The sequence below is a fragment of the Pseudomonas sp. genome, assembly GCF_049653025.1.
Classification (GTDB): domain Bacteria; phylum Pseudomonadota; class Gammaproteobacteria; order Pseudomonadales; family Pseudomonadaceae; genus Aquipseudomonas.
In genome coordinates this window covers 70,304-84,499 of the sequence record NZ_JBASFM010000024.1, presented here as the reverse complement: position 1 = coordinate 84,499, position 14,196 = coordinate 70,304, and the positions used below count along the sequence as shown (strand labels likewise).

The 14,196-nt window shown below is 59.1% G+C and carries 7 protein-coding genes; 5 read left to right on the top strand and 2 right to left on the bottom strand.

The window, feature by feature from the left end; all coding sequences use genetic code 11:
* The first annotated feature begins 48 nt into the window (after positions 1-48).
* The 5 genes from pepN (at position 49) to WBK23_RS19320 (ending at position 10,505) form a co-directional block, all read left to right on the top strand.
* On the top strand, positions 49-2,709 hold the full coding sequence (pepN, locus tag WBK23_RS19340; RefSeq protein ID WP_424485553.1) for an aminopeptidase N: 2,661 nt from the start codon (positions 49-51) through the stop codon (positions 2,707-2,709).
* Between the two features lie 645 nt (positions 2,710-3,354).
* Positions 3,355-5,385: a DUF1302 domain-containing protein gene (locus WBK23_RS19335; protein WP_424485552.1), complete on the top strand. Its 2,031-nt coding sequence runs from the start codon at positions 3,355-3,357 to the stop codon at positions 5,383-5,385.
* Positions 5,386-5,449: 64 nt separating this feature from the next.
* Positions 5,450-6,820 (top strand): DUF1329 domain-containing protein, encoded by a 1,371-nt coding sequence (locus WBK23_RS19330; protein WP_424485551.1) that lies wholly within the window; start codon positions 5,450-5,452, stop codon positions 6,818-6,820.
* Positions 6,821-7,015: 195 nt separating this feature from the next.
* Entirely contained in the window at positions 7,016-8,107 is a 1,092-nt protein-coding gene (locus WBK23_RS19325; RefSeq protein WP_424485550.1) for a WD40/YVTN/BNR-like repeat-containing protein, read from the top strand.
* A 19-nt stretch (positions 8,108-8,126) separates the two neighbouring features.
* On the top strand, positions 8,127-10,505 hold the full coding sequence (locus WBK23_RS19320) for an efflux RND transporter permease subunit (protein WP_424485549.1): 2,379 nt from the start codon (positions 8,127-8,129) through the stop codon (positions 10,503-10,505).
* A gap of 301 nt (positions 10,506-10,806) precedes the next feature.
* Here WBK23_RS19320 and WBK23_RS19315 read toward each other — a convergent pair whose 3' ends face one another.
* Positions 10,807-12,447, bottom strand: coding sequence for a BatD family protein (locus WBK23_RS19315; protein ID WP_424485548.1), 1,641 nt, complete (start codon positions 12,445-12,447; stop codon positions 10,807-10,809).
* A complete protein-coding gene (locus tag WBK23_RS19310) occupies positions 12,444-14,189 on the bottom strand; it encodes a VWA domain-containing protein (protein WP_424485570.1) in 1,746 nt (581 codons plus the stop codon). The genes WBK23_RS19315 and WBK23_RS19310 overlap by 4 nt, the downstream gene beginning before the upstream one ends.
* Between the last annotated feature and the right edge of the window lie 7 nt (positions 14,190-14,196).

The following is a 14,196-nucleotide window of genomic DNA, read 5'->3' as shown; positions in this document are numbered from 1 at the left end:
TATTCGCGAACCCGGCGCCCGCGCGCCGCAGACAAAGGGCCATAAGCCATGCGCACCGAACAGCCGAAGATGATCTACCTCAAGGACTACCAGGCCCCGGATTATCTGATCGATGAAACGCACCTGACTTTCGAGTTGTTCGATGACCACACCCTGGTGCATGCGCAACTGGTGATGCGCCGCAATCCGGCTGCCGGTAGCGGCCTGCCGCCGCTGGTGCTGGACGGTCAGCAGCTGGAACTGCTCAGCGTAGCGCTCGACGACCGCGAACTGAGTGCCGACGACTATCAGCTGAGCGACAGCCACCTGACCCTGCAACCGACAGCGGCCAGCTTTGTGATCGACAGCAGCGTGCGCATCCACCCGGAAAGCAATACCGCGCTGGAAGGGCTGTACAAGTCCAGTGGCATGTTCTGCACCCAGTGCGAGGCCGAGGGCTTCCGCAAGATCACCTATTACCTCGACCGCCCGGACGTGATGAGCAAGTTCACCACCACCCTGAGCGCCGAGCAGCATAGCTATCCGGTGCTGCTGTCCAACGGCAACCCGATTGCCAGCGGCAGCGATGAAGGCGGTCGGCATTGGGCGACCTGGGAAGACCCCTTTATGAAGCCGGCCTACCTGTTCGCCCTGGTCGCCGGTGATTTGTGGTGTGTGGAAGACAGTTTCACCACCATGAGCCAGCGTGATGTGGCGCTGCGCATCTATGTCGAGCCGGAGAATATCGACAAGTGCCAGCACGCCATGGACAGTCTGAAGAAGTCGATGAAGTGGGACGAAGAGGTGTACGGGCGCGAGTACGACCTGGACATCTTTATGATCGTCGCGGTCAACGACTTCAATATGGGGGCCATGGAGAACAAGGGCCTCAATATCTTCAACTCCAGCTGCGTGCTGGCCAAGGCCGAGACTGCAACCGATGCCGCGCATCAGCGTGTAGAAGCGGTAGTGGCCCACGAGTACTTCCACAACTGGTCGGGTAATCGCGTGACCTGCCGTGACTGGTTCCAGCTGTCATTGAAAGAAGGCTTTACCGTATTCCGCGACGCCGAGTTCAGCGCCGATATGCATTCGCGCACGGTCAAGCGTATTGAGGATGTGGCCTATCTGCGCACTCACCAGTTCGCCGAAGATGCCGGCCCCATGGCCCATCCGGTGCGCCCGGACGCCTTTATGGAAATTTCCAACTTCTACACCCTGACGGTGTACGAGAAGGGTTCGGAAGTTGTACGGATGATTCGCACCCTGGTCGGTGCCGAGGGTTTCCGCAAGGGCAGCGACCTGTACTTCGAGCGACATGATGGTCAGGCCGTGACCTGTGATGACTTCATCCGCGCGATGGAAGAGGTCAATGGCATTGACCTGACCCAGTTCAAACGCTGGTACAGCCAAGCCGGCACGCCACGCCTGGCTGTTAGCGAGGCCTATGACGCGAGCGCCAAAACCTACAGCCTGACGTTTAAACAGAGCTGCCCGGCAACGCCGGGGCAGAGTGAAAAGCTGCCGTTCGTGATTCCCGTGGAGCTGGGCCTGCTCGGTGCCAAGGGCCAGTCACTGCCATTGCGCTTGCAGGGCGAAGCTTCTGCGGGTGCTTCGTCGCGGGTTATTGCTATTACCGCCGCCGAGCAGGTGGTTACCTTTGTCGACGTGCTCGAGCAGCCACTGCCATCACTGCTGCGCGGCTTCTCCGCCCCGGTCAAGCTGAGCTTCCCCTACAGTCGCGATCAGCTGATGTTCCTGATGCAGCATGACAGCGATGGCTTCAATCGCTGGGAGGCGGGGCAGCAGTTGTCGGTGCAGGTGCTGCAGGAATTGATCGGCCAGCATCAGCGCGGTGAGCCACTGCTGCTCGACCAGCGCCTGGTCGTTGCGCTGCGCAGCGTGCTGGAAAACCAGCAACTGGATCAGGCCATGGTCGCCGAGATGCTCTCGCTGCCAGGTGAGGCGTATCTGACCGAAATCAGCGAAGTGGCGGATGTCGAGGCCATCCATGCTGCGCGTGAGTTTGCTCGCCAGCAACTGTCCGCAGCGTTGTTTGACCTGCTGTGGCAGCGCTACCAGGCCAATCGTGAGCTTTCGCGCAACAGTGCTTATGTGGCCGAGGCCGAGCACTTCGCCCGGCGTAGCCTGCAGAACATTGCCTTGTCCTATCTGCTGCTGAGCGGCAAGGCCGAGGTGTTGGCAGTTTGTCTGGAGCAGTTCGAAGTCGCCGACAATATGACCGAGCGTCTGACGGCGCTGGCGGTGCTGGTCAATTCGCCGTTCGAGCAAGATAAGGTCGCCGCACTGGCCAGCTTCGCCGACTTCTTCAAAGACAACGCGTTGGTCATGGATCAGTGGTTCAGCGTGCAGGCCGCTTGCGCCTTGCCTGGCGCGCTGCAGCGGGTCGAGCAACTGATGCAACACCCGGCGTTTACGTTGAAGAACCCGAACAAGGTGCGCGCGCTGATTGGCGCATTCGCCGGGCAGAACCTGCTGGGCTTCCACCAGGCCGACGGCAGTGGTTACCGTTTCCTCGCTGATCAGGTGATCACCCTGAATGCACTCAACCCGCAAATTGCCTCGCGCCTACTAGCACCATTAACGCGTTGGGCCAAGTACGGCAGTGCTCGTCAGGCACTGATGAAGGCTGAGTTGCAACGCATTTTGGCCTCTGGCGAGTTGTCCAGTGATGTCTTTGAGGTCGTGAGCAAGAGCCTGGCTGGCTAGATGTTTCAGTAACAGCTAGGTACTCGCGTATTTGGCCGCTGTGAGGGCTACCTCTCAGCGGCTGGCGCGGTATCAATCTTTGGTGTCATTTAGTTTGGCAGTAATCTGTCGGGCGCTATGTGCAATGCATAGTTGCCGCTAATGATGTTAATCGCTCACCTCCCTTGCCAATAGAAGTGTTACCCGTCTCGGGGCAGGTAACACTTTTGTGTTACCCGTCGAGAAGTAAGCAAAGTTTGCGCAAACAAGATTGGGCTGCTTGGCTTGACCTGGCTTTGATTGTTTGAAGCAGTTAATTGCTGTGCAAGCAGGGTGAGTGACGGATCGCGCCAGATGGTAGGACAAAAAAGGATAAAAACAACATTGCACGGCGCTATTTGTATGCGGAATGATCAGTCATAAAATGGATTGCTGGTTGTTTTGTCCGGGCTAATATTTTTTTATACGGTTGTTTGAATTGGCACTATGGTTGCAGGAGCTGTAAGGAATTGACCTCGCCATGGCATATGTCAGGCAGTGAGGTGCGTGTAAACGCGTTGGGGGATTGCCTTCCAATCAACATTTAAGGCCGTCATCAGTACGGTCATAACGTGCCTCGCCGGTTGAGGTGCAAAAAAGATGATCTGTCCACGGAGTAACGTTTCGATGGAAATTAAGTCCCGTAAGCCCGTATTGCGTTTTGCACCTGCCAAGGCAGGTTTTGCCTTTGTCGGCATTCTTCCGCTGTTGGTGGCTGCTCATGCCCAGGCTGTGGAATTCAGCTTCGCCGACAATGAAATCAGCGGCTCCATCGATACCACCGTTTCCTACGGCCAACTCTGGCGCGTACAGGGTCAGGACAAAACCAACAACGATATCAACACCAACGACGGTAATCGAAACTTCGATACCGGCCTGGCTTCTGAAGTATTTAAGGCCACTACCGATCTGGAAGTGACTTACCAGAACTACGGTGCCTTCGTTCGTGGCACAGCGTTCTATGACACCCAGATCATGGACAAACGCAACGACTACTACGACACCAGTCTGGCCTATCAGCCGAGCCAGAACGTGCCGAAGGACAACAGCTTTACGTACGAAACTCGTCATTCTGCCGGCCGCAACGCCGAAATTCTAGATGCCTATGTTTATGGCAACTGGGATGTTGCCGATATGCCGGTCGGCGTGCGCTTCGGTAAGCAAGTATTTAACTGGGGTGAAGGCATTTTCTATCGCGGCGGTGTGAACACCACTAACCCGGTGGATGCTGGTAAGTTCCGTTTGCCAGGTGCTGAAATTAAGGAAGTATTGGTCCCGGTTGAAGCACTGAGCTTTAGCGCTGGTTTGACTGATAGCCTGTCCATGGATGCCTTCTATCAGTTCAACTGGAAAGAGTCGGCGATTGATCCGGTTGGTACTTACTTCTCTGAAACCGACTTGTTCGGTGAGGGTGGTAATACTGCCTATAACAATTTTGAAGATACGGCGCTGGCACCAGCTATTACCGGTTACAGCGCAATTGCAGCCGGGAAAGGGCATCCCAACCCTATTGTTGCAGCGGGACTTTTGGCGGCTGCTAAAAATACTGGCTTGTATAAGAGTGGTGTTAATACGAGCTACGGCGACATCCTGAAAGTTGCTGATGTCACCAATGACATTAACGCCAAAAATGATGGTCAGTACGGTCTTTCGTTTAAGTATATTGCTGAAGAGTTGAATTCTACCGAGTTTGGCGCTTACCTGGTTAACTATCATGCCAAAGAGCCAACCATCTATGCTGATCTGAGTGGCTATGATGGTGTTGATATTACAACCCTTGCGCAGGTTGTGGGTGGTGGCCCTGGTTGCTTTTTGGTTGATGCAAACGCCAACGGCAAACCTGACTGTGTGGAAACTGCAGGCGGGCTAGCAACAGTCGATCTGTTAGGGTCTACTCAAGCTAAGCGCGAATATGCCGAAGATATTCGCATGTACGGCTTCAGCTTTAACACCACTTTGAATGAAACATCAGTTTTTGGTGAGCTTGCATATCGTCCAAATCTGCCTGTAGGTATTTCTGCAACCAACGATTTGCTTGGTGATATTGTTTTGCAAGGTGCTCAGCTTGCGGATACCTCAGGCCTCTTGCCAGGTGCCGGTACTGCACTTGTTGCGGGTCAAGAAGTTATGCTTGATGGCTCTGTAAGCAACTCGCGTCGCCTTGAAGCGTTTAACGCCTCGGTTGGTGCAATCCATAACTTTGGTACCGCCCTGAGTTTTGATTCGCTGTTCGGTGTTGCAGAACTTGCGTCCGAACATCTTCGCGGTGATAGCTTGAAGTATGACTCTGTCACTGGTGAACGTTGCATCGCCGGTCGTGGCAATACCTCTTATGCCAACGATGCGGCAATGGCCAAGCAAGATTGCGCTACCAGCGATTCCTACGGCTACACGCTGGTACTGTCCGGTACCTGGAACGACGTTTATGCGGGTGTAAACCTGTCGCCATTCACCGTGTTCAAGCATGACTTCCAGGGCAACTCGCACCAGACCGGCAACTTTATTGAAGACCGCAAGGCTTATACCCTGGGGCTGCGCGCCAGCTACCTGAACAGCCTGGAAGCCGAAATTCAATACACCGAGTTTATGGGCGCAGGTCAAAGCAACTCTGGCCGCGACCGCGACAACGTCGGTTTGAACGTCAAGTATTCCTTCTAAACATAACTAGAAAATATCGAGTGCCTACGGGCACTCGGTTGATGACTTATCACGGAGAATCAAGATGCTGAAAAAGCACACGCTGATTGGTGCCGCCATTGCGCTGGCGCTGTCTGCTGGCAGCGCGCTGGCTGCAGTTTCGCCTACGGAAGCGGCCAAGTTGGGCGCGAGCCTCACCCCGTTCGGTGCCGAGAAGGCCGGTAACGCGGCGGGCACCATTCCTGAGTGGACCGGTGGTATCACCCAGGCACCTGCTGCCTACAAGACTCCGGGCCAACACCATCCGGATCCCTTTGCTGATGACAAGCCGCTGTTCACCATCACCAAGGCCAACCTGGATCAGTACAAAGCCAACCTGACCCCGGGTCAGATTGCGATGTTCAACACTTACCCGAACAGCTACCAGATGCCGGTTTATCAAACCCGTCGTTCCGGTTCTGCGCCAAAGTGGGTGTATGACAACAGCATCAAGAACGCCAGTACGGCCAAACTGCTCGATGGCGGCAACGGTTTCTCCGACGCTTACGGCGGCATCCCGTTCCCGATTCCGCAGAATGGTGTAGAGGCGCTGTGGAACCACATCGCGCGCTATCGTGGTACCTACATCGTGCGCCGTGCCTCGGAAGTGGCCGTGCAGCGCAATGGCAGCTACTCCCTGGTGACCTCGCAACAGGAAGCCATGTTCAAGTTCTACAACCCGAAAGGGACTGCAGCCGACCTGAACAACATCATGTTCTACTACCTGTCCTTCACCAAGAGCCCGGCGCGTCTGGCGGGTGGTGCGGTGCTGGTGCACGAAACCCTGGATCAGGTTAAAGAGCCGCGTCAGGCCTGGGGCTACAACGCCGGTCAGCGTCGCGTACGTCGCGCACCGAACCTGGCGTATGACACCCCGATCGCTGCCGCTGACGGCCTGCGTACTGCAGACGACACCGACATGATCAACGGTTCGCCCGATCGTTATGACTGGAAGCTGGTAGGCAAGAAGGAAATCTACATTCCTTACAACAGCTACAAGGTCACCAGCCCAGAGGTTAAGTACAAGGACCTGCTGCAAGTCGGTCACTTGAACCCAGCCTTTACCCGCAACGAGCTGCACCGTGTGTGGGTTGTCGAGGGCACGCTGAAGTCTGGCGCTCGCCACATCTACTCCAAGCGCACCCTGTTCCTCGACGAGGACAGCTGGCAAGCAGCGGTGGTTGATCAGTACGACGGTCGTGGCGAGCTGTGGCGCGTATCGATTGCCTACCTGAAAAACTACTACGACCTGCCGACCACCTGGTCTGCACTGGATAGCTTCCACGACCTGCAGGCACGTCGCTACCACGTACAGAACCTGGACAACGAAGAGCCGAGCACCATCGACTTCAGCCAGCCAATTCCGGACGATGGCTACTTCAAGCCTGCCGCGCTGCGTCGTCGCGGCACGCGTTAATCGCCGTGTAGTTTCAGTGAAAGGCCGCTACTGTTGTAGCGGCCTTTTTCTATTTGTGGTCGAACAGGGCGGCAGGGCGCGGGCGGGTTTAACAAAACATAACGTCATGCGCATTGTCAGGCCTTTTGAAAGCTCAGTAGGATAGGTGGACTGCTATCAGGGTAGTGCTACCTATAAGAATAAGGGGGAAGGTATATGAGTGAGCCCATTATGCGGCGCACCCAGGCCGGTCATGCTGTGGGTTTGCCCCGCACGCCGGCGTTCCGCGTTCACTCGCCACTGGCTAAAGCGCTTTCGCTGTGCAGTGTGCTGTCCATGTTGATGCTTGCCAGTGTGCCTTTGCAGGCGCAAACCGCCACTGCCGAAACTGGGGTTTATTCTGTCGAGTCGGCCAAGGCCCAGCACAGCTCACTGCTGGATGTGGTCAGCCTCGGCAAGCGCCTGGTGACTGTTGGTGATCGCGGGCACATCTTGTACTCCGATGACAATGGCGATACCTGGACCCAGGCCAAGGTGCCGACCAAGCAGATGCTTACGGCCGTGTTCTTCCTCGATGAGACGCATGGCTGGGCCGTAGGCCATGACGCACAGATTCTTGCCAGCAGCGATGGCGGTGCCACCTGGGTCAAACAGTTCGAAGACCTGGAACGTGAAGCGCCGCTGCTCGACATCTGGTTCAAAGACCGCAACAGCGGTTTCGCGGTTGGCGCTTACGGTGCCCTGTTGGCTACCACCGATGGTGGTGTCACCTGGGAAGACGTCAGCGACCGCATGGACAACGAAGATGCCTACCACCTGAATGCCATCATCGAGGTCAAGGACTCCGGTCTGTTTGTCGTCGGTGAACAAGGCGTGATGTTCCGTTCTCCGGATTGGGGCCAGACTTGGGAACAGCTGGAAAGCCCATACGAAGGTTCGCTGTTTGGCGCACTCGGCACCGGCGAGCCAGGCGCTCTGGTGGTTTACGGCTTGCGCGGACATATGTTCCGCTCGGCTGATTTTGGCAACAGCTGGCAGCGTATTTCGCTGAAGGCAGCCAACAACGGTGAGCTGGAATTTGGCCTGGCCAATGGCAGCGTGTTCAAAGACGGCAGCATTGTCGTGGTTGGGCATGGCGGCAGCGTGCTGCGCAGCATCGACAAGGGGCATAGCTTCAGCGTGCTGAACCGCCCCGATCGTCTGTCTTTGGCGGGTGTGGCCATGGATAGCAATGGCCGTCTGATCCTGGTGGGTCAGGGCGGGGTGCATGTTTCTGCGCCGACTGATGCCAGTCTTGGCCAACAATAATAAGCTGGGGTAGCGTTTGATGAGTAACCATCACCAGGACAAGGCGAGCTTTCTTGAACGCCTGATTTTCAACAACCGGCCGGCGGTGATTCTGATCTGCTTGCTGGTGAGCATTTTCCTGTTCTATCAGGCCACTCAAGTCCGCCCTTCGACCAGCTTCGAAAAAATGATTCCGCTGAGTCATCCGTTCATTCAGAACATGATGAAGCACCGCAATGACCTGGCGAACCTGGGCAATACCGTGCGTATTTCGGTGGAGGCCAAAGAGGGCGATATCTTCACCAAGGAATACATGGAGACGCTGCGTCAGATCAACGACGAAGCCTTCTATATCCCGGGTGTCGACCGTTCTGGCCTGAAGTCGCTGTGGACCCCCAACGTGCGTTGGACCGAAGTGACCGAGGAAGGCTTTGCCGGTGGTGAGGTGATTCCGCAAACCTACGACGGCAGCCCCGAGAGCATGGAGGAGTTGCGCAGCAACGTGCTCAAGTCCGGGCAGGTCGGCCGTCTTGTGGCGAACAACTTCAAATCCAGCATCGTCGATGTGCCGCTGCTCGAGTCCTATCCTGATCCGAACGATCAGGGCAAGCTGATCAAGCTGGATTACCAGCAGTTCTCCCACCAACTGGAAGAGAAGATTCGCGAGAAGTACCAGGCACAGAATCCCAATGTGCAGATCCATATCATCGGTTTCGCCAAGAAGGTCGGCGACCTGATCGATGGCCTGGTGATGGTGGTGGGCTTCTTCGCCATCGCCTTGCTGATTACCTTCGTCCTGCTCTACTGGTTCAGCTGGTGTATCCGCAGCACCGTCGGCGTACTGGTGACCACCCTGATTGCAGTGGGCTGGCAGCTGGGCCTGATGAATCTGGTGGGCTTTGGTCTCGACCCGTACTCCATGCTGGTGCCGTTCCTGATCTTCGCTATCGGTATTTCCCATGGTGTGCAGAAGATCAACGGTATCGCCCTGCAATCCAGTGGTGCCGATAACGCCCTGATGGCCGCGCGGCGCACCTTCCGCCAGCTGTTCCTGCCGGGCATGATCGCGATCCTGGCGGACGCCGTGGGCTTTATCACCCTGTTGATCATCGACATTGGGGTGATCCACGAACTGGCCATCGGCGCGTCGATCGGTGTGGCGGTCATCGTGTTCACCAACCTGATTCTGCTACCGGTAGCCATTTCCTACCTGGGCATCAGCAAGAAGGCGATCGAGCGCAGCAAGAAAGACGAAGTGGCCGAGAAGCCGATGTGGCGCTTGCTGTCCAACGTTGCCCACCCGAATGTCGCGCCGTTTATGGTGGTGCTCGGTCTGGTTGCCGGGGTCAGCTGCTTCTTCTACCAGAAGGCCTACCTGCAGGTTGGTGACCTCGATCAGGGCGCGCCGGAGTTGCGTCCGGATTCGCGCTACAACCTGGACAACGACTTCATCATCAAGAACTACTCGACCAGTTCGGATGTACTGGTGGTCATGGTCAAGGCTGCACCTGAAGGCTGCTCGGCCTTCAAGACGCTGTCTGCCATGGATGAGTTGATGTGGAAGATGGACAACACCAAGGGCGTGCAGTCGGCCGTTTCCATGGTCACGGTGTCGCGCCAGATGATCAAGGGGATGAACGAAGGCAACCTGAAGTGGGAAACCCTGTCGCGTAACCAGGACGTGCTGAACAACTCGATTGCCCGTGCCGATGGTCTGTACAACGCCGACTGTTCGGTGGCTCCGGTATTGGTGTTCCTCGAGGACCACAAGGCCGAGACGCTGAAGCGTGCGGTGGGTGCCGTGCAGGACTTTGCCAAGGAGAACAACCAGGAAGACCTGGAGTTCCGCCTGGCTGCCGGTAACGCCGGTATTGAAGCGGCCACCAACGAAGTGATCTCCACCTCGGAGCTGACCATCCTGGTGCTGGTGTACGTGTGGGTCGCGGTGATGTGCATGATCACCTTCCGCTCCGTGCCGGCCACCATCTGCATCGTGCTGCCGCTGATCCTGACCTCTATTCTGGGTAATGCCCTGATGGCCTTCCTCGGCATCGGCATGAAGGTCGCGACGCTGCCGGTGATCGCGCTGGGTGTGGGTATCGGTGTCGACTACGGCATCTATATCTACAGCCGCCTGGAAAGCTTCCTGCGCGCCGGTTTGCCGCTGCAAGAGGCCTACTACCAGACGCTCAAGTCGACCGGTAAAGCCGTGCTGTTCACCGGCCTGTGCCTGGCCATCGGTGTCGCCACCTGGATCTTCTCGGCGATCAAGTTCCAGGCTGACATGGGCTTGATGTTGACCTTTATGTTTATCGTCAACATGTTCGGCGCACTGCTGATGCTGCCGGCCTTGGCGCGCTTCCTGATCAAGCCCGAGAAGCTGGTGGGCAAGACAGGTGGCTCGTTGCTCGCTCACTAAGCCTGGCTAACGGGATAGACCGCCAGCCGGTTTATCCCGAAAGCACGGCTTAGCTCGCATCAACGCGGTACCCAACAAACCCTCGGAGAAGCGATTCCCGAGGGTTTGTTGTTTCTGCCGTATACGAATCTGTGTGGATGAGTTCGACTCGGTGCTCAGGCTGCGTGGCCGGTCTTGCTTGAGTCGCGGCTGGACTGCGTACTAGCCGCATGAGGAAGCCCTGAGCGGCTGAGCTGTTGGGTTGCGAGGTGGCGGCCGCCGGGATGCTTGGCGGCGCGATCTGGGATTGGATGCCTGTGGTTTAGCGCGGATAGAGCGGCGGCAACGGGCTGGCTTCCTGGCTGACCTGTGCATCAAGCGCTTCAGGGGCGGGCAGGCTGCGAATCGCCAGCCACAAGCTGCGACCTTGCCAGTGCTGGCCGCTCTCGCTGTAGAGCGCGCCATTGAGGCCGTCGAGGGCATCCGACAACGGAGTAAAGCGCGCGGCCATATCGGCCAGGGTTTCCGGCTGTTGTCGCGCCCAGGCGTCGAGTGCATGTCGGGTGGCCTGCGAGTCGTTGGCCAGGCACGTGCGCTTGAGGTCATCGAGCAGGTTGCGCGGGCTCGGCCCGGCCTGCTGGCTGGGCAGCACGGCCGGCTGGCGACGGGCGCGCCACCACAGGGCAAAGCCGAGCAGAGTACTCAGGCCGAGTAGCACGGTGCTCAGTTGCCAAGGCCATAGCGCCGGGCCGGGCAAGTTGCTGGCGGGCAGCGTCTCGGATTCGGCTGGGGCGGCATCCAGCAGCGGGTTGGCCGCAACCTGCAGGTTACGGGCCGGCAGCCTGCTGCGCTCGAGCTGGTCGGTCTGGGTGTTCCACCACAGCACTTCGACCGCTGGCAGGGCAATCAGCCCTTCGCGGTTGGCCACCAGCGCCTCGCGCTCTTCGCGGCTGCCGATCAGCCCGCGCTCTTCGGCCTGGTCAGCCAGTTGCGGTTGATCCGGGTAACGACGCATATCCGTGACGCGGGTGGCCGGCAGCGGTGGCAGTTGTGCGCTGGCCAGCCCGTCGACCTTGAGCAGCAGGCTGCGGGTCAGTGAGTCGCCGACCCGGGCCTGTTCCGGTTGCGGGTTCCATCCCTCCGTCAGGCTCAGTGCGCGGGCCGGTAGCCAGGGGGCATCGGCCGGATAACTGGCTGGCTTGGCTTTCACCGTCAGCGGGATTTCCGGCGATTTGACCCGGGTGACTTTGCCGGGGCGCGGACCAAACGGCTGGTAGTCGTCGCTGCTGGTGCGATCAACCGCCGTGGCGGTAAACACCTGCGCGGGAATCAGCAACTCGCCGCTTTGCTGGGGGAAGATCGCGTAGCGCAGCTCAATCACGCCATGACGCACGCCGTTGATTTCCTTTTCATAGGTGCGCGGCTCGCCGAGTGATTCGACCAGCGCCTGGGGCATTTCCAGCTGGGTCAGGCTGCTGTCGTCATACAGCGATACGGAGTGGTAGATGCGCAAGGTCAGTACGGCCTGCGCCTGCACATAGACGCTTTCCTGGTCCAGGCTGGCGTCGATAAACACCGGGGCCAGGCTGTTGCCGTTGCCGGACTGGCTGTCCTGCACGTGCAGGGTAATCGGCGCGCTGCGCAACTCGCCAAGGCTCAGTGGCGGGATCACTACGTAGCCGCTGTGCTTGGGTTGCAGGGTGATGATCCAGCGAGTGCTGGCTTGCGCGCCATTGCTGCCACTGGTGAGGCGGTTGACCTGACGCGTACCCAGTACCTCGAAGAGTTCGTCCAGCGCGCGTAGGTCGGGCTTGCCGAACTGGGTGACATCATCCGATTCGAGGGTCAGCTCGATGCTTTCGCCCGCATTCAGGCGGGCGCGGTCGACGCCGGCATTGAGGCCCTGCGCGCTGGCATGCAGGGTCAGCAGGCTGAGCAGGAGGGTGCAGAGCAGACGGCTCATTGGGCTTGTTCCTGGCGCTGTTGTTGTTCCAGCCTGAATTTGCGTCGCAGCAACTCACCTGGGTCATCGGGAATCTGTCGCAGCCATTGTTCCAGGGCCTGGCGGCGCTCGCCATCGAGGCCCGGCTCGGCAGTGGCCAGCTGTTCTTCGCCGTCGGCGTTGTCGTCTTCACCGGGTTGCGGCGCAGGCTTGGCCGGCTGTTCGCTCGGTGGCTGCTGCTGCGGGTCGTCTTGGCTATCCGTAGGCGTTGCCGGTGTAGAGGGCTGCTGCTCGGGCTTGGTATCTGCGGGCTGCGCCGCGGCTCCGGCTTGCTGTTGCTCGGGTGGCGAGTCCTGCGCCTTGGTTGAGTCTTCCGGGTTGGCTTGCTGGTCCTGTTGTTGATTGTTGCGCAGCAGTTCCTCGACCAGGGCTTTGTTCTTCGCCGCCTGGGTCAGTTCAGGTTGCAACTCCAGCGCCTGGGTGTAGGCGTCCACGGCCGCTTCCAGCTCATTGCTGCGGGCCAGAGCGTTGCCACGGTTGTAGTGATCACTGGCGGCTTCGCCTTGGGCGAAGCGCTCGGCAGCCGCGGCATAGTCGCCAGCCTGGTAGAGCGCCAAGCCCTGCCATTGCGGGTCCTCGAAGCGCTCAGCGGCTTGCTTCGGTTGCTGTGCTTGCAGCAGGCGCTGGCCCTGCTGGTCGGCGCGCCACCAGAGGTCGTCGAAGTCGAAGGCGTAGCTGTTCTGCGGCAGGCCTAGCAGCAATAGCGGCAGGCACAGCAGCCAGCCGCGGCGGGCGGCGCAGGCGGCGAGCAGCAGCAAGGGCAGGAGCAGCCAGTGGCCTTGGTCGGACCAGGCTTGCAGGCGCGTGAGCCCACCGTCGCGGCGCACCTGTTGCGGCGCGTCGAACAGGCCGAGGTTGCGCAGGTCGCGCTCATCCAGGGTGGCGGCCTGGTACTGGCCACCGACCGAACGGGCAAACTGGCGCAGGCCGGCGCTGTCCAGACGTGGTATCAGGATCGCGCCTTGTGCGTCCTTGAGAAAGGAGCCGTCCTCCTGAATGATCGGCGCGCCCTGGGCGCTGCCAATGCCGAGGATATGCAGACGTCCGCCACGACGGCCCAGGGCCTGGGCAATGGCCTGGCGCTGCGGCTCATCCAGGGCGCTGGTGAGCAGCAAGAGCCGGCCTTGGCCCTGGGCACCCTGTTCGAGCAGTTGCAGCGCCTTGGCCACGGCCAGGTCGGCGCGCTGGCCGGCTTCCGGCATGATCGTCGGGCTCAGCGCATCGAGCAGGTTGCGGCTGGTGCTCAGGTCATCGGACAGCGGTACCAGGGTGTGGGCGCTACCGGCGTACACGACGACGGCGGTTTGCGCATCCTGGCGCGCCTCGAGCAGGTCGAGCAGCTTGCGCTTGGCTTGTTCTAGGCGATTGGGTGAGGCATCACTGGCGAGCATCTGCGGGGTCAGTTCCAGCAGCACCACCAGCGGATCGGCGGGCTTGGGGTTGCTCTGCTCGACGCGCTGCCAGCTGGGGCCGAGCAGTGCCAGCAACGTCAGTAACCAGGCCAGACCGAGTATCAGCCATGGCCAGCGGCTGCTGCGGCCACGCGTGGCGGTCAGCAGGGCAGCCTGGAACGCAGCGGGAATCAAGGCCTGCCAGCGGCCGCTGCGTTTTTCGCGGTGCCACAGCTGCCACAGCAGGGCTCCGAGTAGGGGTAGTAGCAACAGCCAGAAGGGCCGCTGCCAGTGCGGCCACAGGTTTGCCAGTTCGCTC

Excerpts from the sequence above, each read along its gene's own strand:
- WBK23_RS19330 (WP_424485551.1), top strand. The coding sequence starts at position 5,450 with ATGCTGAAAAAGCACACGCTGATTGGTGCCGCCATTGCGCTGGCGCTG.
- WBK23_RS19320 (WP_424485549.1), top strand. The coding sequence starts at position 8,127 with ATGAGTAACCATCACCAGGACAAGGCGAGCTTTCTTGAACGCCTGATT.
- WBK23_RS19335 (WP_424485552.1), top strand. The coding sequence starts at position 3,355 with ATGGAAATTAAGTCCCGTAAGCCCGTATTGCGTTTTGCACCTGCCAAG.
- pepN (WP_424485553.1), top strand. The coding sequence starts at position 49 with ATGCGCACCGAACAGCCGAAGATGATCTACCTCAAGGACTACCAGGCC.
- WBK23_RS19315 (WP_424485548.1), bottom strand. The coding sequence starts at position 12,447 with ATGAGCCGTCTGCTCTGCACCCTCCTGCTCAGCCTGCTGACCCTGCAT.
- WBK23_RS19325 (WP_424485550.1), top strand. The coding sequence starts at position 7,016 with ATGAGTGAGCCCATTATGCGGCGCACCCAGGCCGGTCATGCTGTGGGT.